Below are 22,545 nucleotides of genomic sequence, written 5' to 3'. Positions count from 1 at the left end.
TTCCTCGCCTTTACCAAAGGACCCGCTCTATGACCCAGATGTGGTGGCGTGACGCCTGCCAACCCCTCGACACCGCCGCCATGGACCAGGCCCGCGCCCGTCAGCAGCAGCTGACCAAACCCGCCGGTTCCCTCGGCCAGCTTGAAGGCCTGGCGATTCATCTGGCCGGCATGCAGGGCCGCGAGCGGCCTGGCGTGGACAAGGTCGCGATCAGTATCTTCGCCGGCGACCACGGTGTGGTGGAGGAGGGTATATCTGCCTACCCGCAAGCAGTGACCGGGCAGATGCTGCGCAACTTTGTCGGCGGCGGCGCGGCGATCAGCGTGTTGGCGCGCCAACTGGATGCACGCCTTGAGGTGGTCGACCTCGGCACCATCGATTCGTCCCTCGAACTGCCTGGCGTACACCACCTGCGCCTGGGCGCGGGCACAGCCAACTTCGCCCGCCAGCCGGCGATGACCGACACCCAGCTGGCCGCAGCCTTGCAGGCCGGCCGTGACAGTGCCCTGCGGGCGGTCGAGGACGGCGCCCAGCTGTTCATCGGCGGCGAGATGGGCATTGGCAACACTACCGCGGCAGCGGCCCTGGCCAGCACCTTGCTGAGTTGCCCGGCGCGCGAACTGAGCGGGCCGGGCACTGGCCTGGACAGCGCCGGTGTGCGGCACAAGGCCGAGGTGATCGAGGCGGCGCTGGTGCTGCACGGGTTGCGCGCCGACCAACCGCTGCAGGCCCTGGCCTGTGTCGGTGGTTTCGAGATCGCCGCGCTGGCCGGCGCCTACCTGGCCTGCGCCCAGCACGGCGTGGCGGTGTTGGTCGATGGTTTCATCTGCAGCGTCGCCGCCCTGGTGGCGGTACGCCTCAACCCGCAATGCCGCCCTTGGCTGCTGTTCGCCCACCAGGGCGCCGAGCCGGGCCACAAGGCGCTGCTGGCCGCGTTGCAGGCCGAGCCGCTGCTGGCCCTGGGCCTGCGCCTGGGTGAAGGCAGCGGTGCGGCGCTGGCGGTGCCGCTGCTGCGCCTGGCCTGCGCCCTGCACGGGCAGATGGCGACCTTCGCCGAAGCGGCGGTGGCGGACCGCCCGGCATGATCCTCGACCTGCTGCGCCACGGCGAGACCGAACTGGGTGGCGGCCTGCGTGGCAGCCTGGACGACGCACTGACCGCCACCGGCTGGGCACAGATGCGCCAGGCCGTGGCGCAGGCCGGCCCCTGGGACGTCGTGGTCAGCTCACCGCTGCAACGCTGCGCGCTGTTCGCCGACGAGCTGGGCGCGCGCCTGGGCTTGCCGGTGCAGCGTGAGGCGGATGTGCGCGAGCTGCACTTCGGCGACTGGGAAGGGCGTAGCGCGGCGCAGATCATGCAGACCGAAGCCGATGCCCTGGGCCAGTTCTGGAATGACCCCTACGCCTTCACACCGCCGGCCGGCGAGCCAGTGCTGGCGTTTGCCGAGCGGGTCGTGGCAGCGGTTGAACGCCTGGCCCGCGCGCATGCCGGCAAGCGCGTGCTGCTGGTCACCCATGGCGGGGTGATGCGCCTGTTGCTGGCAAGGGCGCGTGGCCTGCCGCGTGAGCAGTTGCTGCAAGTCGAGGTTGGGCATGGGGCGTTGATGCGTCTTGAGGCCAGCCGCGATGGCCATTTGCGTGAGGTCGACTGAGATGCTGCCATTCTGGATTGCCCTGCAGTTTCTCAGCAGCCTGCCGGTAAGCCTGCCGGGTATGCCGACGCCTGCGCAGATGGGCCGTTCGCTGCTGTTCTATCCCGTGGTCGGCTTGCTGTTCGGCCTGCTGCTGTGGCTGGCCAGCCACCTGCTGCAGGGCGTGGCGGCGCCCTTGCAGGCGGCGCTGTTGCTGGCGTTGTGGGTGCTGCTCAGCGGTGCCCTGCACCTTGATGGCCTGGCCGACAGCGCCGATGCCTGGCTGGGCGGCTTCGGCGATCGCGAGCGCACCCTGCAGATCATGAAAGACCCGCGCAGCGGGCCGATTGCCGTGGTCACCCTGGTACTGGTGCTGCTGTTGAAGTTCTGCGCGCTGTGGGTGCTGGTCGAGCGTGGGGCGGGTGGTTTGCTGGTGCTGGCGCCGGTGGTCGGGCGGGCGGCGATGCTCGGGCTGTTCCTGACGACGCCTTATGTGCGGGCCGGTGGGCTGGGGGCGGCGTTGGCCGAACACTTGCCGCGCCAGGCTGCAGGATGGGCTCTGCTGGGGAGTGCGCTGGCAAGCGTGGCGCTCGGAGGCTGGTCGGTGCTGTGGGCGCTCGGGCTGGCGTTGCTGGTGTTTGGCGGGCTGCGCCGGTTGATGTGCAAGCGCCTCGGCGGTACTACCGGAGATACCGCGGGGGCATTGCTGGAACTGCTGGAACTGGCCGTGGTGGTTGCGCTGGCGGTATTGGCCGGCTGATTGTTCGATTGCCAGCGCTGGCCTCATGAACCCTGAAACTTCTTGCAACATCCATATTGCGGGTATATACACGTATCCATGCTGACCAGTGAATGCATCTGTACCCATCTGCGTCGCGCCGCCCGTGGGGTGAGCCGGCATTACGACGAGGCCCTTGCCGGCTTCGGCATCAATGTCGCCCAGTTTTCGCTGCTGCGCCATGTGCAGCGGCTCGACCGGCCGAGCATCACCAGCCTGGCCGAAGCCATGGGCCTTGAGCGCAGCACCCTGGGCCGCAATCTGCGGGTGCTGGAAGCCGAAGGGCTGGTGCGGCTGGCCGACGGCGACGACCAGCGCAATCGGCTGGTGCTGTTGAGCGAGGCGGGCAGGGCGCGGCTTGAAGCGGCGCACCCGGCTTGGCAGCAGGCCCAGCAGCAACTGGTGGAACAACTGGGCGAAGGCCAGCGCGACGAGCTGGTGCGCCTGTTGGAGCGGCTGGCTTGATCCATGACGATCATAAGCGGGTATATACCCGCATAAACCTTGCGATGTGCTGGAGACAACGACAATGACTTCCGTATGGCGGACCAGCGGTTGGGTACTTCTGGGGGCGGCGCTGATCCTGGCGCTGTCATTGGGTGTGCGGCATGGCTTCGGCCTGTTCCTGGCACCGATGAGCGCCGATTTCGGCTGGGGCCGCGAGGTGTTCGCCTTCGCCATCGCCCTGCAGAACCTGATCTGGGGCCTGGCCCAGCCGTTCTCCGGCGCGCTGGCCGACCGGCTGGGCGCGGCGAAGGTGGTGATCATTGGCGGCATCCTGTACGCCACGGGGCTGGTGTTGATGGGCATGGCCGACTCGATCTGGTCACTGTCGCTCAGTGCCGGCCTGCTGATCGGCATCGGCCTGTCCGGCACCTCGTTCTCGGTGATTCTCGGCGTGGTTGGCCGCGCCGTGCCGCCGGAAAAACGCAGCATGGCCATGGGCATCGCCAGTGCGGCGGGTTCGTTTGGGCAGTTCGCCATGCTGCCCGGCACCCTCGGCCTGATCCAGTGGCTGGGCTGGTCGGCGGCGCTGCTGGTGCTGGGCCTGATGGTGGCCTTGATCGTGCCGCTGGTGGGCTTTTTGCGCGACAACCCGATGCCTGCCCATGGCGCCGAGCAGAGCCTTGGCCAGGCGTTGCGCGAGGCCTGCTCGCATTCGGGCTTCTGGTTGCTCGCCCTGGGCTTCTTCGTCTGCGGCTTCCAGGTGGTGTTCATCGGCGTGCACCTGCCGGCCTACCTGGTCGACCAGCACCTGCCGGCCATCACCGGCACCACGGTGCTGGCGCTGGTGGGGTTGTTCAACATCGTCGGTACCTACACCGCCGGCTGGCTGGGCGGGCGCATGTCCAAGCCGCGCCTGCTGACCGCGCTGTACCTGCTGCGGGCGGTGGTGATCGTGCTGTTCCTGTGGGCGCCGGTGACCCAGGTGAGCGCTTACCTGTTCGGTATCGCCATGGGCCTGCTATGGCTGTCGACGGTGCCTTTGACCAACGGTACGGTGGCCACGCTATTCGGCGTGCGCAACCTGTCGATGCTCGGCGGGATCGTGTTCCTGTTCCATCAGCTGGGCGCCTTCCTCGGCGGCTGGTTGGGCGGTGTGGTGTACGACCAGACCGGCAGCTACGACTTGGTCTGGCAGATCTCGATCCTGCTCAGCCTGCTGGCCGCTGCACTGAACTGGCCGGTGCGAGAGCGCCCGGTCGCCCGGTTGCAGGCGCAGGCGGCATGAACCGCCTGTTGGGGCGCGGCTTGCTGGCCGTCGCCGTGCTGCTGTTGTTGGCGCTGGCCTGGTGGGGCTGGCACCAGGGCGGGCTGGCGTTGCTGCAGCTGGGCATGAGCCTGTGTTAAGCGCTACCCTGCAGGAAGCATTTTCCTGCAGGAGCACCCCTGATGCATGCACGCTGGCTGACCTTACCCCTGCTGGCCCTGGCCGCAGCGACTTCCAGCTGGGCGGCTGACTGCCCGGCCTTGCTGCAGGGCAGCTTGCCCGAACTGCGTGGCAAGGAGCAGATCGACCTGTGCCAGCGCTTCGCCGGCAAGCCGTTGGTGGTGATCAACACGGCCAGCTACTGCGGCTTCGCCCCGCAGTTCGAAGGGCTGGAAACCACCTACAAGACTTATCACGGCCAAGGGCTAGAGATGCTGGGCGTGCCGTCCAACGACTTCAAGCAGGAAGACGCCGACAGCGAGAAGACCGCCAAGGTGTGCTACGCCAACTACGGCGTGACCTTCACCATGACCAAGACCCAGCCGGTACGGGGCAAGGATGCGATCCCGCTGTTTGTCGAGCTGGCGCACCAGAGCAGCGCACCGAAGTGGAACTTCTACAAGTACGTGGTGGACCGCAAGGGCAAGGTCATCGGCAATTTCTCCAGCCTGACCAAACCGGATGATCCGGCGTTTACGGCGGCGATCGAGAAGGCGATTGCTTCGCAGCCGTGAGTGATGCTCTGGCTTCTGTCTTGGGATTGCATGTGGGTCGCCAGGTGCTCGCCGACAGATCTGCAGCGCTCTCAAGATCGAGCGCCGCCCGCGCGGCGCATCGCTGGCAAGCCAGCTCCCACATTTATTTCGGGCCAATTATGCCTGTGAAGGTACCGCTGCCCGCCTTGGCGCATGTCTCAAGTCAGGCGAGGCGTCAGTGGTGCCCACCTCAACACCGCGTCGTACCAACAAGGCGTACAGCGATGAAGCCACAGGAGTGACTGGCCCGAAACAGATGTGGGAGCTGGCTTGCCAGCGATGCGCCGCGCGGGCGGCGCTCGATCTTGAGAGCGCAGCAAATGCCCCCGCGAACGCCTGGTGGCCCTCACCCAATATCCCGACCTGCATCTTGAGGCCCAACCTCACCTCAATGAGGGTGCACCGTCAGCGCCACGAGTCGAACCACCACTGGCCGCACCATCAGCACACAAACAAAAGCCACCGGCATCGCCAGCTGGTAGGCCTTGAGCACCTTGCTCAGGTAATCGGCATCCACCCCGGCGGTGGCTGCGGTGATCACGAAGCACATCAGCATGGCCATGATCCCCGACATGAAAAAGGCAAAGACATAGGGTGTCGCACCTGGGTGCAGCTTGCGTCGGTTGCGCAGTGTAAGGGGCTCGTTCATGGCTATTCCTGTGCGAAAGGTGAGGGCGCAGGTTAGCAACGACTACCTAGGCCCCTGTAGACCCCGCCCAGTGTGTTCTTTATAAAGAGATTCTTACGAATCCGAAGGGCACGACATGGACTTGCTCAACGCCATCCGCAGTTTCATCAAGGTGGTCGAGGCCGGCAGCATTGCCGGGGGCGCCCGCACGCTGGGGCTTAGCCCAGCAGCAGTCAGCCAGAACCTGGCGCGCCTGGAAAGCCATCTGCAAGTCCGCCTGCTGTCGCGCACCACCCGTAGCATGGCACTTACACCAGCAGGTACCCTGTACTACGCGCGGGTGAGCCATATCGAACGTGACCTGGCCCTGGCCGAGCAAGCCGTGACCACGCCCGATAGCGAACCCCAAGGCCGGTTGTGCATTGCCTCGAGTTCGGCCTTTGGCCGGCATGTGCTGGCGCCGCTGATCCCGGCGTTTGCCGCGCGCTATCCGCAGCTTTCGATAGAGTTGGTGATGACTGACCGAAAGGTCAATCATGCCCGCGAGGACGTCGATGTCAGCCTGCGCATCACCCCGCAGCTTGAAGATCACCTGCTGGCCCGGCATATCGCGCGCATCCCCTTCATCTGCTGCGCCTCGCCCGGTTACCTGGCCGCCAACGGCTGGCCCGCCACGCCCGAGGCGCTGCGTGAGCATCGCTGCCTGGTGTTCCGCTACCCGGTGGATGGGCGCTACCTGCCCTGGGGCTTCATGCGCGATGGCTTGCGTTTCGAGGCGCAGTTCGGCCCGGTGCTGATCAGCGACGACATCGATGCCCTGACCCAGATGGCGCTGAACGATGGCGGTATCACCCGACTGGCCGATTTCATCACACGCCCACACCTGGACGCCGGGCGGCTGGTGCCGTTGTTCGAGTTCAGCGACGACGCCCAGGCCTATGCCCAGACCGAGCCGATGGATGTCTACCTGTGCCTGGCCGATCGCCATGCCATGACCACCAAGGTGCGTGCCTTCATGGCGTATCTGCAGGACTGCCTGGGCGACAGCTGGCCCGTTCAGGCATGAAAAAACCGCCACGTGGGCGGTTCTTTCATGCTGCGGCAGTGACTCAGAAGCGGTAGGTGAGGGAAGCACCGACACCGTGAGCACTGTTTTCGTACTTGGCCTGGTAGCTGCCCTTGGTCGAGCTTGCCAGGTTGACCTTGGTGTCTTCCTCCCACAGGTAGGAGTAAGCCACGTCGATGGTCATGTCGTCGGTCGGGCTGTAGCCGGCGCCCAGGCTGAAGATCTTGCGATCGCCAGTGGGGATGCGCGGCGAGCGGTCGTGGTTGTTGGTCGGCGACTGGTCCATGGAGAAGCCGGTGCGCAGGGTCCACTCCTTGTTCACCTTGTAGGCCGCACCGATGGCGCCAGCCCAGGTGTCATGCCAGTTCTGCTCTTCGGTGATGGTACCCAGACCACGCCCGATCGGGTTGGCGGCAACCTGTGCCGGCAACTCGTTGGTGACGGTGATGTCTTTCAGACGGCTCCAGCGGGTGAAGGTGGTGCCTGCGTACAGGGTCCACTGGTCATCCAGCTCGTGGGTGATCGAGAAGTCGGCCGACTCCGGCGTCTTGATCTTCAGTTCGGCGTCGAACTTGCTGCCGCTGTAGGCGCCAAGGAAGGCGTTGTTGACCTTGGTATCGCCTTCGAGCTTGTAGTCGACCATCGAGTGGTAGGTCAGGCCGATGCGGGTACGGTCGGTGGCCTGGATCATGATGCCGATGTTGTAGCCGACGGCGGTGTCGTCACCCTTGATCTTCACTTCGCCGTCGTTGCGGCCAGGGGTGAGCGGGTTGACGGTGTTCGAGCCCAGCTCGCCCTTGATGCGGTTGATGGTCGGACCGAAACCGATCGACACCTTGTCGTTGAAGGCGTAGCTGACGGTCGGCTGGAAGGTCACCACTTCAACGTGGCTCTTCTTGCCCCAGTAGCGTGCGGCGTCGCCGCTGCCGTAGTCGGTGACCAGGCCGAACGGTACGTACACACCGAAACCGACGCTCCAGTGATCGTCGATCGGCTTGACGTAGTAACCCATCGGCACGCCGACGACCGGGACCATGTCACCATCGGTTTCCCCCCCGAGGTTGCTGCCACGGCCGGAAATGTCGGACTTTGCAAAGATGGCTGCGCCACCCACGGTAATTTGTTCGCGCTTGAGGCGCGCCATGCCCGCCGGGTTGCCGTACACGGTGCTGGCATCTTCGGCAGAAGAAGAACGACCCGCGAAACCTGTCCCCATGCCGCTGACACTTTGTTCGTTCAGCGCGAAACCGCTGGCGAGCAAGTGGCTGGAAGCGAGGGCAACGGCAATACCGAGGGAGGTTTTGAGCATTGCTTTTTTCATTATTAGAAACTCCTTGGGATCTCCGGGTCGGAAAGCTACCAACAAATCTCGCTCCACGCCATAGGCTGTAATGCACGAGATAGAGCGGTTTTGTAGGACAATCCGACCAAAATTCCTTTTTTCCGGGGTGTATTCGAGAACGCTTCTCAGCACGGCTATGCCGTGACGGGTTCGATACAGTGCTGCCAGGCCCGGGTGAAATCACGCAAGCGGCCCTGGGGGTTGAAGGTCTGGCGCCAGATCCGTGCCAGCCCCAGCAGGTCGTCGGCGGCGGGCAATGGGGGGGCCTGCTCTTCGATCAGCATCCAGGCGATGGCGGTGGCGTAGCGCAGGTTGACCGTGAGTTCCAGGTGCGGCCCGCCGAGGAAGGCGTGCTGGCTGGCCAGGCCACGGACCAGGCTGGCCAGTTCCGGGTCGCGGGCCAGGAACTGGTCCCACAGGCAGCGGTGGCGGTGCTCGGCAATGCGGTACAGGCCGTGGCCGCGCCGGTCGTGCAAGGCCGAGCCCAGTGCCGACTGGCTTGCGGCAACGCCCAGTAACAATGCTTCGGCGCTTTCGCAGTGGCGGTTCAGGTAGATCAGCGTTGGCCGAATCACGTATCGACTCAACTCGTTCGCAGCGATGCCCATGGTGCCCTCGACCAGATCAGGACCGACGGGCGCTGGAGCTTGGCAGCTGGTGAGTGGTCAGGCCCGTCGGAAGCGACCACGGCCGCTCGAGTTGAAGTGTAGTGTGATAAGCATGGTGTAAAGGGCTGTTTTTAAATCGATTGCTGCCTGAGGTTGCGGGGCATATACCCGCTGGCAATTAAGCCAAGAACCTTCAGGCAGCTTGCATGGGCATGGATTCACGGCATGAATCGCGCGCCATTCGTTCATGCGACCAGTGATTGGCGGGTGCGCTCGATCACTGCCTGCAAGGGCTCGGCGCGGGTGTACTGGTCCGGGTACAGGCGTTCGGTGTGGCAAGCAACGCCAAACTCGTCGACCAGGGTGAAGCTGAAGCTGCCCTTGCGGGGCGCAACGATCAGGCACTTCAGTGGAGCGAAGGCTTTGGAAAGGGTGCCGGCGGCAACCTGAATTTGATGATGGTTACTCATATTGTTGGATGTTCCTGCGTAAGACACGGGGTTTGATCCGTGCACAATAGAAACGTTCCAGTGACGTCTTTATTAAGGAGACGCAGAACCTGACTGGAACAGGGCAGCCAGAGTGGCGCATCAAAGGTGGGCGCTGGGCTGACTGGTAGGTACGACAAAAGGCAGGCAGCACACCGGGGCCAGGGTTCGAGGCGCCGGGGAAGATCCTGATCAATCTGAGACGTGATTCGTGCTTGAGCAGCGTTGGCTGCCAAGTGGATCATCGAATGGGCCGGTCCTGATGGGGCAGCGCCTGCTCGTGGTCGAGAGGGGGGCTGCGAGGACTGTGTGGCCGGAATTGATTTTCAACTGGGTACTAACGGGGCGAACCCTACACGAATGATCGAGGGTTGGCAAGTATCAAGTTGTTTTTAGCGAAGCCCGCCATTATGTCGATTCTTGTCGGTGCTGGGAAGAGGGGAAATGCCCCGTCCAATACCTGGATGGCCTTTTTTCGGGCACGCCCATGCTGTTTGATGGTGCACTTGTACACATTTGAGACAGTGGCTGTTAGCCGCGTGCAACAGGCTGCCAAGGCCTCGCCAATGACTTGACTGCGAGCTTAAGTCAATGAAAAAAAACACTAATTTTTACTGGTGAAAAAATCGACAGTTTGACTGCAGGCCACGTTTCATCGGGCTTTGCGGGCTTCTCGAAGTGGTTGTCCACCGAGTTATCCACAGCTTCTGTGGATTGTCCCGGGCGCTTGCTCTAGCACGGGCGTGCCAGCAGTTTGGGCAAGTGTCCGACAATCGGGGTTGTGCCGTGGCAAGGAAATCCGCCCGGCGAAAACGTCAAGAAAAAAACATGAAAAAAAAAATCGATCTTGGCCAAAAGTCTGCCGGGCCGTGGCGAAAAAAAAAGAGTAGAGTGGCGCGCCTCTTGAGTCACCTACGCTGTTGGTCATGAAGCTTCGCGGTAAACACCTCGCCAGTCCGGATGCATCGCTGCCCCCCAAAAAACGGTTTTCCCTGAAGGTTGCCCTGTGGCTGCTCGACAGCCCGCGGCTGGGCGACAAACCCAGCGTCAAGCACCTGGCTGGGCGCATGCTCAAACAGCCGGCCCGCCAGGGCGTGGTGGTGGCCCAGAGCCGCCTGGGGCAGATGCTGTGCCGCGACTGTGGCAACGCCCGTGACCGGCGCATCGGCCATGAATTGCTGCGCCAGGCTGCGCGTGCCGGTGATCGCCGAGCGCAGCTGGAGTATGGGCGTGCATGCCAGGCGCAGGAGCCCGAACAGGCACGCTACTGGCTGGGGCAGGCGGCGGGGCAGGGCTCGCAGGAGGCGCGGCGGCTGTTGAAGCAGTTAGCCTCCCTGTAGGCACGGGCAGTGTCGCATCCAGGCTGATAAGCTGCGCAGCATTCGCAAAAGATCGTTCGGGGTAAGCATGGCAGTGGATCTGGCCAGCATTCTGCTGGGGTTGGTGGCGGGTGCCTTGCCCTGCCTGGGGTGGGTCATGCAGGTTCAGCGCCGCCAGGGTGCTCGGGACAATGAGCGGGCCTTGCTCGAAGAGCGCCTGAACAGCGCCCAGCTGGCCCAGGAAGGCCTGCAGGCCCAGCTCGACGCGGGCCGTGACGAGATCAGCGACCTGAGCGAAGCCAACACCGTCAAGCAGGCCCAGCTGGCCGCCCAGGGCCGCGAACTGGAGCTGTTGCAGATCGACCGCGACAACGCCCGCGACGCCGCCCACGCCTGGAGCCTGGAACGCGCCAATCGCGAGGCCGAACTACGCCGCTTCGAAGCGCAGGCCGCGCGCCTGGAAGCCGAGTTGCGTGAGCAGCAGGAAAGCCACCAGCAGCGCCTGGAAGACCTGCAGCAAGCCCGCGACACCCTGCGCGCCCAGTTCGCCGAAATGGCCACGAAGATCTTCGATGAGCGCGAGCAGCGCTTCGCCCAGACCAGCCAGCAGCAGATGGGCCAGTTGCTCGACCCGCTCAAGGAGCGCATACAGGCCTTCGAAAAACGCGTCGAGGAAAGCTACCAGCAAGAGGCCCGCGAGCGTTTCTCGCTGGGCAAGGAGCTCGAACGCCTGCAGCAGCTCAACCTGCGCCTGTCTGACGAAGCCACCAACCTCACCCAGGCACTCAAGGGCCAGAAAACCCAGGGCAACTGGGGCGAGCTGATCCTCGAGCGGGTGCTGGAGCACGCGGGCCTGGAAAAGGGCCGCGAGTACCAGACCCAGGTCAGCCTCAAGAGCGCCGATGGCGAGCGCTTCCAGCCTGACGTGCTGATCATGCTGCCGGGCGACAAGCAGGTGGTGGTAGACGCCAAGGTCAGCCTTACCGCCTACCAGCAGTTCGTCAGCAATAACGACGACGCCGCGCTCAAGCAGCATGTGCTGTCGCTGCGCAACCACGTCAAAGGCCTGTCGAGCAAGGATTACAACCGCCTCGATGGGCTGCACAGCCTCGATTTCGTGCTGCTGTTCGTGCCCATCGAGGCGGCGTTCTCGGCGGCGCTGCAGGCTGAGCCGAACCTGTTCCAGGAAGCCTTTGACCGGCAGATCGTGATCGTCAGCCCAACCACCTTGCTGGCCACCCTGCGGGTGATCGACAGCCTGTGGAAGCAAGAGCGGCAAACCCAGAACGCCCGCGAGATCGCCGAGCGCGCCGGCTGGCTGTACGACAAGTTCGTGCTGTTCATCCAGGACCTGGATGAACTCGGCACCCGCCTGCAACAGGTCGACAAGGCCTACGCTGCTGCGCGCAACAAACTCTGTGAAGGGCGCGGCAACCTGGTCAGCCGCAGCGAGCAGCTCAAGCTGCTCGGCGCCCGGGCCAGCAAGAGCCTGCCGGCCGAGTTGATCGAGCGCGCCCTGAGCGACGAAGCGGTTACTGAACCAGGCTCAGATGCCGATTGAGCAGGGCGCGCAGCGCTGCGGGCTTGACCGGCTTGGCCAGGTAGTCCAGGCCGGCGGCATGGACCATGGCGATGGTCTCGTTGCGCCCGTCGGCACTGATCACCACCCCCGGTACCGGCTCGCCCAGGCGCGCCCGTAGCCAGCCCATCAGCCCGGTGCCGGTCTCGCCGTCGTCCAGGTGATAGTCCACCAGCGCCAGGTGCGGGCGCAGCCCCTTGGCCAGCAGCGCTTCGCATTCGGCCTGGTTGCGCGCGGTCCACACCTGGCAGCCCCAGCGGCTGAGCAGGCTGTTCATGCCGATCAGGATGCTGTCTTCGTTGTCCACGCACAGCACCTGCAGCCCGGCCAGCGGTTGCCCTGGCTGCTCTGTCGGTGTCGGCACGCTCGGCGCTGCGCTGCGGGCAATCGGCACACTGACGCGGAACACGGTGCCCTTGCCCGGCCAGGAGCGCACTTGCAGCTGGTGGCCGAGTACCCGGCACAGGCCGTCGGCAATCGCCAGGCCCAGGCCCAGGCCTTTCTCGGCGCGGGTCTGGTGGCTGTCCAGGCGTTTGAACTCCTGGAAGATCACCGCCAGCTTGTCGTCGGCGATGCCCGGGCCGCGGTCCCACACTTCCAGCCACAGCCGCTCACCCTGGCGCCGCACGCCCAGCAGGATCGGGCCCTTGCCATAGCGCAGGGCGTTGGTGAGGAAGTTCTGCAGCACCCGGCGCAGCAGCTTCATGTCGCTGTCCACCCGCAGGCGGCTGCCACGCAGGCGGAACGCCAGGCCTTTTTCGGCGGCCAGCAGCTTGAACTCGGCACCCAGGGTGTCGAACAGCTCGTTGAGGGCGAAGGCCTTGACGTCGGGGGTGACCTTGCCGTTTTCCAGGCGCGAGATGTCCAGCAGGTCGCTGATCAGCTCTTCGGCCGAGCGCAGCGAGCTGTCCATGTGCTGCACCAGCTGCCGGGCTTCGTCGTTCATGCCCTCGGCCTGCTGCGACAGCGCGGCGGAGAACAGCCGCGCGGCATTCAGCGGCTGCATCAGGTCGTGGCTGACTGCGGCGAGGAAACGGGTCTTGGACTGGCTGACGGCCTCGGCGCGGCTCTTGGCCTCGGTGAGCGCCTGGTTGAGCTGCGACAGCTCGTGGGTACGCTCGGCCACCCGCTGCTCCAGGCCTTCGTTGGCATCGCGCAGGGCCTGCTCGGCTTCGCGGAACGGGGTGATGTCGGTGAAGCTCATGACGAAGCCGCCGCCGGGCATCGGGTTGCCGATCAGCTCGATGACCCGGCCATTGGGGAACAGCCGCTCGGAGGAGTGCGCGCGGCCCTGGCGCATCCAGTGCAGGCGCCGCGCCACATGGACCTGTGCCTCGCCCGGGCCGCACAGGCCGCGCTCGGCGTTGTAGCGGATGATGTCGGCGATCGGCCGGCCGACGCTGATCAGCCCGTCGGGGTAGTTGAACAGCTCCAGGTAGCGGCGGTTCCAGGCCACCAGGTGCAGGTTCTGGTCGACCACGCTGATGCCCTGGTTGATGTTCTCGATGGCGCCCTGCAGCAGCGCACGGTTGAACTGCAGCACCTCGCTGGCCTCGTCGGCGATGCGCACCACATCCTCGAGCTGCATCTCGCGGCCTTCGATGGCCGCCTTGACCACTGCGCGGGTCGACGAGCTGCCGAGTACCCCGGCCAGCAGGCGCTCGGTGTGTTCGATCCAGTCGCCGTCGGCGTTCTGGTTGGGGTTGAAGCCCTTGCCCTGGCGGTAGGCGAAGCGGATGAAGCTCTGTCGGGCGCGCTCTTCGCCGACGAAGCGCGCGGCCAGGTTCAGCAGGTCGTCGATCTGTACCGCCAGCAGCGGTTTGCTGCTGGGGCGGGCGCTGGTCTGCTGGCCGATGAAACGCCCGGCCTGCCAGTGCTCCGAGACCCGTGTGCGCGACAGGATCGAGACCCAGGCGAACAGGGTGAAGTTGCCCGCCAGCGACAGCACTACGCCTTGGGTGAGCGGGGTGATCGGCAGGCCCAGCGGGTTGCCGTGCAGCCAGGCCAGCCCCGGGAACAGCGACAGCGACCAGCCCAGGCTATGGGCGGCGATCGGCAGTACCAGGGTGTAGAACCACAGGAAGATACCGGCGGCCAGGCCCGCGAACACGCCGCGGCGGTTGGCCTGTTTCCAGTACAGCGCGCCGAGCATGGCCGGTGTGAGTTGGGTCACTGCGGCGAAGGCGATCTGGCCGATGGTGGCCAGGCTGGCGGTGGAACCGAGCAGGCGGTAGCTGACGTAGGCCAGCAGCAGGATCACCACGATGGTCACCCGGCGCACCGAGAGCATCCAGTGGCGGAATGCCTCGAACGGCCGCTCGGCGTTGTTGCGGCGCAGCAGCCAGGGCAGCAGCATGTCGTTGGAGACCATGGTCGACAGCGCCACGGCCTCGACGATGACCATGCCGGTGGCCGCCGAGGCGCCGCCGATGAACGCCAGCAGCGCCAGGCTTGGGTGGGCTTCGGCCAGCGGCAGGCTGATCACGAACGAGTCGGAGATCACCGTGCCCGGCAGCAGCATCTGCCCGGCCAGGGCGATGGGCACCACGAACAGCGCGGCCAGCGCCAGGTACAGCGGGAACACCCAGCGCGCCAGGCGCATGTCCTGGGGCTCGATGTTCTCCACCACGGTGACGTGGAACTGCCGGGGCAGGCAGATGATCGCCATCATCGCCACGGCGGTCTGCACCACCATCGACGGCCAGTTGATGGTCTCCTGCCAGTAGCTTTCCAGGTGCACCGACTGGCGCGCCTGGGTGAACAGGTCGTCGAAGCCGTCGTACAGGTTGAACACCACGAAGGCGCCCACGGCGAGGAATGCCAGCAGCTTGACCAGCGACTCGAAGGCGATCGCCAGGACCATGCCACGGTGGTGCTCGGTGACGTCCAGGCTGCGCGTACCGAACACGATGGCGAACAGCGCCAGCACCAGCGACACCACCAGCGCGGTGTCCTGCACCCGGCTGCCGGTGGCGTCGGCGTTGGCGCCGATCAACAGGTTCACCCCCAACACGATGCCCTTGAGCTGCAGGGCGATGTAGGGCAGCACGCCGACCAGGCAGATCAGCGCCACCACCACCGCCAGGGTTTGCGACTTGCCGTAGCGGGCGGCGATGAAGTCGGCGATCGAGGTGATGTTCTGCTGTTTGCTGATCAGCACCATCTTTTGCAGCACCCAGGGCGCGAAGATCAGCAGCAGCACCGGGCCCAGGTAGATCGGCAGGAACGCCCACAGTTGCTCGGCGGCCTGGCCGACCGCGCCGAAGAAGGTCCAGCTGGTGCAGTACACCGCCAGCGACAGGCTGTACACCCAGGCACGCAGCTTCGGCGGCAACGGGGTGCTGCGGCGGTCGCCGTAGAAGGCGATGGCGAACATGATGGCCATATAGGCCAGGGCGACCACGGCGATCAGCCCGCTGGACAACGACATGCAAACTCCGGAGCAAAAAATGTAACGCGGTCACGATCAATCAGTCTGGCACGCGGGGGCGGGTTCGTCAGCGCCGACGTTGGTCGCAGTGGCAGGACGTCGCAGGCATCGGTGTCGACCCCATCGCTGGCAAGCCAGCTCCCACAGAAACAGCGCGAACTTCGGGAGCTGCGTAGAACCTGTGGGAGCTGGCTTGCCAGCGATAGGGCCGAACCAATTCACCTAGGGCTGCTGCGCCCCGCGCGTCCCCAGCCAGTAGAACACCGCCGCCAGCATCACCGACCCGATCAACAGGTAGAACACCGCCGCTGGCGCCATGTACCCCAGGGCCAGGCCCACCAGCATCGGCCCCAGCCCCGCGCCCAGGTTGGAGAGGTTCTGCGCGCCGTAATAGATCCCGCGCAGATGTTCCGGCGCGATCAGGTCGATGAACATGAACTCGGCGGGAATGACGATGATTTCGCCCAGGGTGAACACCAGCATGGCCAGGCACCAGGCCAGTGCCGAGCCGGCCAGGGAAAACCCCAGCAACCCGGCGACGAACATGGCCATGCCGGCCATCAGCCAGGGCATCAAGTGCTGGCGGGTTATGCGCCGGCCGATCAGGTACTGCAGGGCGATCACCGTGAGGGCGTTGGTGGTCACCAGGTAGCTCACCAGCCGCGCCACTTCGGCGGGGTCCTGGATGCTCACCACCAGGTACTGCGAAAGGTAGGCAGTGAACTGCCCGAACACCACGGCACTGAGCACGCCGCCCAGGGTGAAGCACACCAAGCGCCGGTCGCGCAGCATGCCCAGGGCGACCTGGATGAAACCTGCCGCGGGCGCGCGCTCACCCTGGCTCGACAGGCCGCGTTCGCCCAGGCGGTAATAAATCAGGCTCAGGCCGAGGCCGATCAGGGCCGACACCAGGAACGGCAGGTGGTCGTCGGCTTCGATCAGCAGCACCCCGAGCATGGGGCCAGCGGCCCAGGCGATGTTGTTGAAGGTGTACTTGATGGCGAACACCTCGCCGCGCTTGTCTTCGGGCAGCAAGGCGCAGAACCCCGCCTTGGCGGCGATATCGACCACGGTCTGGGCCAGGTTGGTCACCACCAGGAAGCAAAAGAACAGCACGGCCGAAGTGCTGGCCATCATCCCCGCGATGGCCAGGGCGAACACCACCGCGCTCGCCACGATCAGCGTATGGCTGCGCAGGGTGTCGACCAAGTGCCCGCCATAGAGGCTCAGCAACGATGCCAGGAACATCGCGCCACCGACCAGCAGCCCCGTCTGGCCGATCGACAGGGCCATGTGCGCGGACAGGTACACCACCAGGTAGGGCAGGGTGATCGCCCGGGCCGTGGTCAGGGTGAAGGTGGTGAGCAGCAGCAGGCGGACGGCGGCAGGGTAGCTTTTAAGGGCGCGGAGCATCGACGGATCCTTGTCTTTGTTAGCGGCCAAGCATATGCCAGGCGCCGTGGCATAGGCTATATCTTTAAAATCGATAACAGATAGAGAAATTACCCGTTATATAGATATTCTTCAAAGGCATAAGATGAATCCACCTTACACAAGGCCAGGAGACAGCCCATGCCATGCACCCAGACCCGCGCCCCGTCGTGGCGCCCGTTCAGCCAATTGGCCCATCCCCGCGAGGTGATCCGCCAGTTCACCCCCAACTGGTTCGCCGCGACCATGGGGACTGGCGTGCTGGCACTGGCCTTTCATCAGGTGCAGATCCCGCTGCTGGACACCGTGGCCGAAGGCCTTTGGTGGCTGACCATCGGCCTGTTCGCCCTGTTCTGTGTCCTCTATGGCGCCCGCTGGGTGCTGTTCTTCGACGAGGCCCGGCGGATTTTCGCCCACTCCACCGTGTCGATGTTCTTCGGCACCATCCCCATGGGCCTGGCCACGATTCTCAATGGCGCGCTGGTGTTCGGTCTGGCGCGCTGGGGCGAGGCGGTGGTGCCGTGGGTCGAGAGCCTGTGGTGGCTGGATGTTGGTTTGGCGTTGCTGTGCGGGGTGGCCATCCCGTACCTGATGTTCACCCGCCAGGAGCACAGCATCGACCAGATGACCGCGGTGTGGCTGCTGCCTGTGGTGGCCGCCGAAGTCGCCGCCGCCAGCGGCGGGCTGCTGGCGCCACACCTGGCGGACGCCCATGCCCAGTTCCTGGTGGTCATCACCAGCTACGTGATGTGGGCGGTGTCGCTGCCGGTGGCGTTCAGCATACTCACCATCCTCATGCTGCGCATGGCCCTGCACAAGCTGCCGCCGGCCAACATGGCGGCGTCCAGCTGGCTGGCCCTCGGGCCGATCGGCACCGGTGCGCTGGGCATGCTGGTGCTCGGTGGCGACGCGCCGGCGGTGTTCGCCGCCAATGGCCTGGGTTCGCTGGGCGAGGTGGCCCGTGGCCTGGGCCTGGTGGCGGGCATCGTGCTGTGGGGCGCGGGGTTGTGGTGGTTGCTGACGGCGGTGCTGATCACCCTGCGCTACATGCGCCAGGGCATGCCGTTCAACCTGGGCTGGTGGGGCTTTACCTTCCCACTGGGCGTGTACTGCCTGGCCACCCTGAAATTGGCGGCCTGGCTGCAGCTCGGCTTCTTCCTGGTGTTCGGCCAGGTGCTGGTGGTGGCCTTGGCCATGCTCTGGGCGCTGGTGGCCAGCCGGACCCTGCGTGGGGCATGGCGTGGCGAGCTGTTCGTGTCGCCGTGCATTGCCCAGCGCTGAGGGGCCACGGCTTGCCTTGGGTGACCATTCCCGTGCAGATTTGTGGCTTCTGGCGCTGAGCGTGCCTCCAATGACAAAGCCCAACCAGGTACACGGACGATGAGTCACCCCTCGCAATTCACCCTGCTCGGCAAGCGGCGCTTCTTGCCGTTCTTCATCACCCAGTCGCTGGGCGCGTTCAACGACAACCTGTTCAAGCAGTCGTTGATCCTGGCGATCCTCTACAAGCTGAGCCTGGAAGGCGACCGCTCGATCTGGGTCAACCTCTGCGCCTTGCTGTTCATCCTGCCGTTCTTCCTGTTCTCGGCGCTGGCCGGGCAGTTTGGCGAGAAGTTCGCCAAGGACCGGCTGATCCGCGCGATCAAGCTGGCCGAGATCGTGATCATGGCCATTGGCGCCATCGGCTTTCTCACCAGCCACCTGGAGCTCATGCTGCTGACCCTGTTCGCCATGGGTACCCATTCGGCGCTGTTCGGCCCGGTGAAATACTCGATCCTGCCCCAGGCCCTGCGCGAAGAAGAGCTGGTGGGCGGCAACGGCCTGGTGGAAATGGGGACGTTCTTGGCGATCCTCGCCGGCACCATCGGCGCCGGGGTGATGATGTCGGCTTCCAGCTATGCCACGGTGGTGGCTGGCGGGGTGCTCGGCACTGCTGTGCTCGGCTACCTGGCCAGCCGCTGGATCCCGCGGGCGGCGGCTGCCGCGCCGGAAATGAAACTCGACTGGAACATCTTCAAGCAGTCCTGGGCCACCCTGCGCCTGGGCCTGGGGCAAACCCCGGCGGTGTCGCGTTCGATCGTCGGCAACTCATGGTTCTGGTTCGTCGGCGCCATCTACCTCACGCAGATCCCTGCCTACGCCAAGGACTGGCTGCACGGCGACGAGACCGTGGTCACTCTGGTGCTGACCCTGTTCTCGGTGGGCATCGCCGTGGGTTCGCTGCTGTGCGAACGCTTGAGCGGGCGCAAGGTGGAGATCGGCCTGGTGCCGTTCGGCTCGTTCGGCCTGACCTTGTTCGGCCTGCTCTGGTGGTGGCATTCGGGCGATGTGCCGGCAGGCGCGGCGCCGCACAGTTGGCTGGACCTGCTGGGCATGAGCCAGGCCTGGTGGATCATGGCCTCGATCGTTGGCCTGGGTATTTTCGGCGGCTTCTATATCGTGCCGCTGTACGCGTTGATCCAGGCCCGTACCGCCGAAGGCGAGCGGGCCCGGGTGATCGCCGCCAACAATATCCTCAACGCGCTGTTCATGGTGGTGTCGGCGATCGTCACCATCGTCCTGTTGAGCCTGGCCAAGCTGAGCATCCCGCAGCTGTTCCTGGTGGTGTCGCTGCTTAACATCGCGGTCAACGCCTATATCTTCCGCATCGTGCCGGAATTCACCATGCGCTTTTTGATCTGGCTGCTCAGCCACTCGATGTATCGGGTGCAGCACCGCGAGCTTGAGCGTATCCCTGATGAAGGTGCGGCATTGCTGGTGTGCAACCACGTGTCGTTCGTCGATGCGCTGTTGATCGGCGGCGCCATTCGCCGGCCGATCCGCTTTGTCATGTACTACAAGATCTACAACCTGCCGGTGCTCAATTTCATCTTCCGCACTGCCGGCACCATCCCCATTGCCGGGCGTGGTGAGGACGAGGCGATCTACGAACGTGCCTTCGCTCGCATCAAGCAGTACCTGGCCGAGGGCGAGCTGGTGTGCATCTTCCCCGAGGGCAAGCTCAGTGCCGACGGTGAGATCGATGTGTTCAAGGGTGGGGTCAGCCGGATCCTGTCGGAAACGCCGGTGCCGGTGATTCCGCTGGCGTTGCAGGGGCTGTGGGGCAGCTTCTTCAGTCGCGATCCGAACAAGGGCTTTTTCAAGCGCCTGTGGTCGCGGGTGACGATCGTGGCAGGCGCCGCCATCCCGGTGGAGGCGGCGCAGCCCGAAGTGCTGCGCGAACAGGTAAGCCTGCTGCGCGGCGATCTACGTTAGGAAGGGATGAAGCAGAAGGTCAGCTGGCGCTGACCTTCAGGCCGACCAGGCCGGTGACGATCAGGGCGACACTGGCCAGGCGGATCAGCGCCATGGACTCGCCGAACAGGATGATCCCGGCAATGACGGTGCCCACGGCGCCAACGCCGGTCCAGATGGCATAGGCGGTGCCCAGCGGCAGCTCTTTCATGGCCAGGCCCAGCAGGCCAAGGCTGATGACCATGGCGCCGACGGTCAGCACGGTGGGCAGGGGGCGGGTGAAGCCGTCGGTGTACTTGAGGCCGACAGCCCAGCCGACTTCGAACAGGCCGGCGAAGAACAGGATGATCCAGGACATGGTGTGTCTCCATCTATTAATGATGGGGCCGTCCCCGATACGATCACGCACAGCGTCGTGAGGTCGTCCTCACAGTGCGCACTATAGTGCCCACTCAAAGGCGGCAAGGCAAGCAGCGGTCCGGTAATCCGCGCCAAGACGTGAAACCACGGCACTCATTCAAAAGCGACTGATGCCCCATTTATGCACATGGATCTGGATCTGGCTTCCTTCACCATCACGCACTTTGAGGAAGTTTTCGCTTACCTTCCAGCTCCTGCCGCCCTTGGTGCAGATCGACACGTCGATGTCGGCGCCAATCTGTCTTGCCACTGCACTGCCGTCTGCTTTCTTGACTTTCCAGGGTCTGGACGAATTTTTGTACAAGCCCAGGAAGTCGTTGCTGCTGATATTGATAGCAGTGTCGAAATTGCTGGCACCTTTGGTGTATTCCTTGATGATGAAAAAGTCTTCGCCATCTTCCTGATAGCACCCGAACCATAAGGTTGTCGGCAAGACGTTGTCTTGCAGAACTGTCAGCCAGCCGTCTTCGTTGATGCGGACAGGGTGTTTGGCGCTGCTGTCGAGAATGTAGACATCAGCTGTGAAAGATTTTGTGGAATCGATTGTGGGAATGCTCATGGACTTGCCTCCTGATAGGTCGTTGTCTGACTCGTTGAAGCAAAGTCAGCCTACGTAGTGGTTTCAGGGAGGCGCAGCAGGAAGCTATTCCAGTAAGGGCAGGCATGTGCTTAGTGGGGCAGGGAAGCGGCGCAAAGCGGGAAGGGGCGTTTATGGGCATGGGCTTTATCGCCCAGTGAATGTGTCCAAGATCATGAGCCCAGTTAAGTTTGCAGGCGAGAGGGCCAGTACTGGCTGAAGAAATTCCCCAGGCCAGCACCGGCAGTTCAGGGGCCTCAGACCCCCTGCGGAATCTCCTCTCCGCCCAATGCTTCGAACAGCGCCGGCAGGAACTCGTTGAAGGTCATCATCATCAACTGGAAGCTGGCATCGAACTGTTGCTCGGCTTCGTCACCGCCGTCCTGATCGGCCTGCTCCTGCAGCAGCTCTTCGAACTTCAGGCGCTTGATCACGGTCTTGTCGTCGAGCACGAACGACAGCTTGTCCTGCCAGGCCAGGGCCAGTTGCGTGACCACCTTGCCGGTGCTCAGGTGCAGCTGGATCTCTTCGCCGGTCAGGTCCTGGCGCTTGCAACGGACGATGCCGCCGTCTTCGGCCTGGTCGCGCAGCTCGCATTCGTCCAGTACATAGAAGTCGGCAGCCGGGGCCTGGGCCTTGACCCATTCGGTCAGGGTGGCGACCGGGGCGACTTTGACGCTGACCGGGCGCACCGGCAGCGAGCCCATCACTTCGCGCAGGGTCGACAGCAGGTCTTCGGCGCGCTTGGCGCTGGCCGAGTTGACCAGGATCAGGCCCTGGCGCGGGGCGATGGCGGCGAAGATCATCGAGCGGCGGATGAACGCGCGTGGCAGGAAGGCCTGGATGATCTCGTCCTTGATCTGGTCGCGTTCCTTCTTATAGACCTTGCGCATCTGCTCGGTCTCGATCTCTTCGACTTTCTCCTTCACCGCATCGTTGACCACGCTGCTGGGCAGGATGCGTTCTTCCTTGCGTGCGGCGATCAGCAGGAATTCACCGCTGACGTGCACCAGTGGCGCGTCCTCGCCCTTGCCGAACGGGGCGACGAAACCGTAGGTGGTCAGTTCCTGGCTGGCGCAGGGGCGGGCCGGCTTGCTGGCCAGGGCAGCTTCCAGTGCTTCAGGCTCGAACGGGACATCCTGGGTCAGGCGGTAGGTCAGCAGGTTCTTGAACCACATGGGGGGCAATCTCTCCTTAATGCATAAGGCGGGCATTATTCTCCGAGCGGTGGGTTCAGGCCAACCCTGTCAGAGGGCCACCAGTCCTCTATAAAGGAAGAAAACAGCGGCTGCGCTAGGTCCTTGAAAATTATTCAAAAAAATTTAAAAAAGTGCTTGCCAGGGTGCAGGCCCCTCCGTAGAATGCGCACCACACCGAGACGAAGGGTGATTAGCTCAGCCGGGAGAGCATCTGCCTTACAAGCAGAGGGTCGGCGGTTCGATCCCGTCATCACCCACCACTCGATGTATAGCGCGGCGGTAGTTCAGTCGGTTAGAATACCGGCCTGTCACGCCGGGGGTCGCGGGTTCGAGTCCCGTCCGCCGCGCCA

The 22,545-nt window shown here is 64.4% G+C and carries 21 protein-coding genes and 2 tRNA genes; 14 read left to right on the top strand and 9 right to left on the bottom strand.

Features of this window, described 5'->3' with window-relative positions:
* The first annotated feature begins 29 nt into the window (after nucleotides 1–29).
* The 7 genes from cobT (at nucleotide 30) to L6D77_RS05370 (ending at nucleotide 4,853) form a co-directional block, all read left to right on the top strand.
* A complete protein-coding gene (gene cobT / locus L6D77_RS05395; RefSeq protein ID WP_236170021.1) occupies nucleotides 30–1,085 on the top strand; it encodes a nicotinate-nucleotide--dimethylbenzimidazole phosphoribosyltransferase in 1,056 nt (351 codons plus the stop codon).
* The gene (cobC, locus tag L6D77_RS05390; RefSeq protein WP_232882390.1) at nucleotides 1,082–1,651 is read left to right on the top strand and encodes an alpha-ribazole phosphatase family protein; all 570 of its coding nucleotides are present in this window, start codon (nucleotides 1,082–1,084) and stop codon (nucleotides 1,649–1,651) included. Before cobT ends, cobC begins: the two co-directional genes overlap by 4 nt.
* Nucleotide 1,652: 1 nt before the next feature.
* Nucleotides 1,653–2,390, top strand: a complete 738-nt coding sequence (locus L6D77_RS05385; protein WP_232882389.1) for an adenosylcobinamide-GDP ribazoletransferase — start codon at nucleotides 1,653–1,655, stop codon at nucleotides 2,388–2,390.
* Nucleotides 2,391–2,468: 78 nt separating this feature from the next.
* Entirely contained in the window at nucleotides 2,469–2,873 is a 405-nt protein-coding gene (locus tag L6D77_RS05380) for a MarR family winged helix-turn-helix transcriptional regulator (RefSeq protein WP_232882388.1), read from the top strand.
* Nucleotides 2,874–2,937: 64 nt separating this feature from the next.
* A complete protein-coding gene (locus L6D77_RS05375; protein WP_232882387.1) occupies nucleotides 2,938–4,140 on the top strand; it encodes an MFS transporter in 1,203 nt (400 codons plus the stop codon).
* Nucleotides 4,137–4,259: a hypothetical protein gene (locus L6D77_RS27285; protein WP_269807413.1), complete on the top strand. Its 123-nt coding sequence runs from the start codon at nucleotides 4,137–4,139 to the stop codon at nucleotides 4,257–4,259. Before L6D77_RS05375 ends, L6D77_RS27285 begins: the two co-directional genes overlap by 4 nt.
* Nucleotides 4,260–4,301: 42 nt before the next feature.
* Nucleotides 4,302–4,853: a glutathione peroxidase gene (locus tag L6D77_RS05370; RefSeq protein ID WP_232882386.1), complete on the top strand. Its 552-nt coding sequence runs from the start codon at nucleotides 4,302–4,304 to the stop codon at nucleotides 4,851–4,853.
* Between the two features lie 409 nt (nucleotides 4,854–5,262).
* Here L6D77_RS05370 and L6D77_RS05365 read toward each other — a convergent pair whose 3' ends face one another.
* A complete protein-coding gene (locus tag L6D77_RS05365; protein WP_232882385.1) occupies nucleotides 5,263–5,523 on the bottom strand; it encodes a DUF2798 domain-containing protein in 261 nt (86 codons plus the stop codon).
* Nucleotides 5,524–5,638: 115 nt separating this feature from the next.
* On the opposite strand from L6D77_RS05365, the gene L6D77_RS05360 reads away from it, so the two are divergent.
* Nucleotides 5,639–6,568, top strand: a complete 930-nt coding sequence (locus L6D77_RS05360; protein ID WP_236170020.1) for a LysR family transcriptional regulator — start codon at nucleotides 5,639–5,641, stop codon at nucleotides 6,566–6,568.
* A gap of 43 nt (nucleotides 6,569–6,611) precedes the next feature.
* Here L6D77_RS05360 and L6D77_RS05355 read toward each other — a convergent pair whose 3' ends face one another.
* The 3 genes from L6D77_RS05355 to L6D77_RS05345 form a co-directional block, all read right to left on the bottom strand.
* On the bottom strand, nucleotides 6,612–7,889 hold the full coding sequence (locus L6D77_RS05355) for an OmpP1/FadL family transporter (protein ID WP_232882384.1): 1,278 nt from the start codon (nucleotides 7,887–7,889) through the stop codon (nucleotides 6,612–6,614).
* Between the two features lie 155 nt (nucleotides 7,890–8,044).
* Complete coding sequence (locus tag L6D77_RS05350) at nucleotides 8,045–8,518, bottom strand: hypothetical protein (protein ID WP_232882383.1); 474 nt, start codon at nucleotides 8,516–8,518, stop codon at nucleotides 8,045–8,047.
* Between the two features lie 245 nt (nucleotides 8,519–8,763).
* Entirely contained in the window at nucleotides 8,764–8,988 is a 225-nt protein-coding gene (locus L6D77_RS05345) for a hypothetical protein (protein ID WP_232882382.1), read from the bottom strand.
* A 944-nt stretch (nucleotides 8,989–9,932) separates the two neighbouring features.
* Here L6D77_RS05345 and L6D77_RS05340 point away from each other — a divergent pair.
* Together L6D77_RS05340 and L6D77_RS05335 are read left to right on the top strand one after the other, a co-directional pair.
* A complete protein-coding gene (locus L6D77_RS05340; protein WP_236170019.1) occupies nucleotides 9,933–10,346 on the top strand; it encodes a tetratricopeptide repeat protein in 414 nt (137 codons plus the stop codon).
* A 181-nt stretch (nucleotides 10,347–10,527) separates the two neighbouring features.
* Entirely contained in the window at nucleotides 10,528–11,886 is a 1,359-nt protein-coding gene (locus L6D77_RS05335; RefSeq protein ID WP_232882475.1) for a DNA recombination protein RmuC, read from the top strand.
* Here the strand turns inward: L6D77_RS05335 and L6D77_RS05330 are convergent.
* Both L6D77_RS05330 and L6D77_RS05325 read right to left on the bottom strand, forming a co-directional pair.
* Nucleotides 11,858–15,334, bottom strand: coding sequence for a hybrid sensor histidine kinase/response regulator (locus tag L6D77_RS05330; RefSeq protein WP_232882380.1), 3,477 nt, complete (start codon nucleotides 15,332–15,334; stop codon nucleotides 11,858–11,860). The two genes, L6D77_RS05335 and L6D77_RS05330, sit on opposite strands and share 29 nt — an antisense overlap.
* A 222-nt stretch (nucleotides 15,335–15,556) precedes the next feature.
* On the bottom strand, nucleotides 15,557–16,747 hold the full coding sequence (locus L6D77_RS05325; protein WP_232882379.1) for an MFS transporter: 1,191 nt from the start codon (nucleotides 16,745–16,747) through the stop codon (nucleotides 15,557–15,559).
* 159 nt (nucleotides 16,748–16,906) lie between these two features.
* On the opposite strand from L6D77_RS05325, the gene L6D77_RS05320 reads away from it, so the two are divergent.
* Both L6D77_RS05320 and L6D77_RS05315 read left to right on the top strand, forming a co-directional pair.
* Nucleotides 16,907–18,046 carry a TDT family transporter gene (locus L6D77_RS05320; protein WP_232882378.1) on the top strand — a complete coding sequence of 380 codons (1,140 nt, stop codon included), beginning with the start codon at nucleotides 16,907–16,909 and terminating at the stop codon, nucleotides 18,044–18,046.
* A gap of 99 nt (nucleotides 18,047–18,145) precedes the next feature.
* Nucleotides 18,146–20,020 carry an MFS transporter gene (locus tag L6D77_RS05315; RefSeq protein WP_232882377.1) on the top strand — a complete coding sequence of 625 codons (1,875 nt, stop codon included), beginning with the start codon at nucleotides 18,146–18,148 and terminating at the stop codon, nucleotides 20,018–20,020.
* Between the two features lie 19 nt (nucleotides 20,021–20,039).
* On the opposite strand, the gene sugE is transcribed toward L6D77_RS05315, so the two are convergent.
* From sugE to rdgC, 3 genes are all read right to left on the bottom strand, one after another.
* Nucleotides 20,040–20,357 (bottom strand): quaternary ammonium compound efflux SMR transporter SugE, encoded by a 318-nt coding sequence (gene sugE / locus L6D77_RS05310; protein ID WP_153784979.1) that lies wholly within the window; start codon nucleotides 20,355–20,357, stop codon nucleotides 20,040–20,042.
* Nucleotides 20,358–20,516: 159 nt separating this feature from the next.
* Nucleotides 20,517–20,978 carry a hypothetical protein gene (locus L6D77_RS05305; protein ID WP_232882376.1) on the bottom strand — a complete coding sequence of 154 codons (462 nt, stop codon included), beginning with the start codon at nucleotides 20,976–20,978 and terminating at the stop codon, nucleotides 20,517–20,519.
* A gap of 275 nt (nucleotides 20,979–21,253) precedes the next feature.
* Nucleotides 21,254–22,174 (bottom strand): recombination-associated protein RdgC, encoded by a 921-nt coding sequence (gene rdgC, locus L6D77_RS05300; protein ID WP_232882375.1) that lies wholly within the window; start codon nucleotides 22,172–22,174, stop codon nucleotides 21,254–21,256.
* A 205-nt stretch (nucleotides 22,175–22,379) separates the two neighbouring features.
* Between rdgC and L6D77_RS05295 the strand changes: the two genes are divergently transcribed.
* A tRNA-Val gene (locus L6D77_RS05295) sits at nucleotides 22,380–22,455 on the top strand.
* A gap of 13 nt (nucleotides 22,456–22,468) precedes the next feature.
* Nucleotides 22,469–22,545, top strand: a tRNA-Asp gene (locus L6D77_RS05290).

It is taken from the genome of Pseudomonas parasichuanensis (genome assembly GCF_021601385.1).
Classification (GTDB): domain Bacteria; phylum Pseudomonadota; class Gammaproteobacteria; order Pseudomonadales; family Pseudomonadaceae; genus Aquipseudomonas; species Aquipseudomonas parasichuanensis.
This window is presented reverse-complemented; position numbering and strand designations above follow the sequence as displayed.

Excerpts from the sequence above, each read along its gene's own strand:
- cobT (WP_236170021.1), top strand. The coding sequence starts at position 30 with ATGACCCAGATGTGGTGGCGTGACGCCTGCCAACCCCTCGACACCGCC.
- cobC (WP_232882390.1), top strand. The coding sequence starts at position 1,082 with ATGATCCTCGACCTGCTGCGCCACGGCGAGACCGAACTGGGTGGCGGC.
- L6D77_RS05385 (WP_232882389.1), top strand. The coding sequence starts at position 1,653 with ATGCTGCCATTCTGGATTGCCCTGCAGTTTCTCAGCAGCCTGCCGGTA.
- L6D77_RS05380 (WP_232882388.1), top strand. The coding sequence starts at position 2,469 with ATGCTGACCAGTGAATGCATCTGTACCCATCTGCGTCGCGCCGCCCGT.
- L6D77_RS05375 (WP_232882387.1), top strand. The coding sequence starts at position 2,938 with ATGACTTCCGTATGGCGGACCAGCGGTTGGGTACTTCTGGGGGCGGCG.
- L6D77_RS27285 (WP_269807413.1), top strand. The coding sequence starts at position 4,137 with ATGAACCGCCTGTTGGGGCGCGGCTTGCTGGCCGTCGCCGTGCTGCTG.
- L6D77_RS05370 (WP_232882386.1), top strand. The coding sequence starts at position 4,302 with ATGCATGCACGCTGGCTGACCTTACCCCTGCTGGCCCTGGCCGCAGCG.
- L6D77_RS05365 (WP_232882385.1), bottom strand. The coding sequence starts at position 5,523 with ATGAACGAGCCCCTTACACTGCGCAACCGACGCAAGCTGCACCCAGGT.
- L6D77_RS05360 (WP_236170020.1), top strand. The coding sequence starts at position 5,639 with ATGGACTTGCTCAACGCCATCCGCAGTTTCATCAAGGTGGTCGAGGCC.
- L6D77_RS05355 (WP_232882384.1), bottom strand. The coding sequence starts at position 7,889 with ATGAAAAAAGCAATGCTCAAAACCTCCCTCGGTATTGCCGTTGCCCTC.
- L6D77_RS05350 (WP_232882383.1), bottom strand. The coding sequence starts at position 8,518 with ATGGGCATCGCTGCGAACGAGTTGAGTCGATACGTGATTCGGCCAACG.
- L6D77_RS05345 (WP_232882382.1), bottom strand. The coding sequence starts at position 8,988 with ATGAGTAACCATCATCAAATTCAGGTTGCCGCCGGCACCCTTTCCAAA.
- L6D77_RS05340 (WP_236170019.1), top strand. The coding sequence starts at position 9,933 with ATGAAGCTTCGCGGTAAACACCTCGCCAGTCCGGATGCATCGCTGCCC.
- L6D77_RS05330 (WP_232882380.1), bottom strand. The coding sequence starts at position 15,334 with ATGTCGTTGTCCAGCGGGCTGATCGCCGTGGTCGCCCTGGCCTATATG.
- L6D77_RS05325 (WP_232882379.1), bottom strand. The coding sequence starts at position 16,747 with ATGCTCCGCGCCCTTAAAAGCTACCCTGCCGCCGTCCGCCTGCTGCTG.
- L6D77_RS05320 (WP_232882378.1), top strand. The coding sequence starts at position 16,907 with ATGCCATGCACCCAGACCCGCGCCCCGTCGTGGCGCCCGTTCAGCCAA.
- L6D77_RS05315 (WP_232882377.1), top strand. The coding sequence starts at position 18,146 with ATGAGTCACCCCTCGCAATTCACCCTGCTCGGCAAGCGGCGCTTCTTG.
- sugE (WP_153784979.1), bottom strand. The coding sequence starts at position 20,357 with ATGTCCTGGATCATCCTGTTCTTCGCCGGCCTGTTCGAAGTCGGCTGG.
- L6D77_RS05305 (WP_232882376.1), bottom strand. The coding sequence starts at position 20,978 with ATGAGCATTCCCACAATCGATTCCACAAAATCTTTCACAGCTGATGTC.
- rdgC (WP_232882375.1), bottom strand. The coding sequence starts at position 22,174 with ATGTGGTTCAAGAACCTGCTGACCTACCGCCTGACCCAGGATGTCCCG.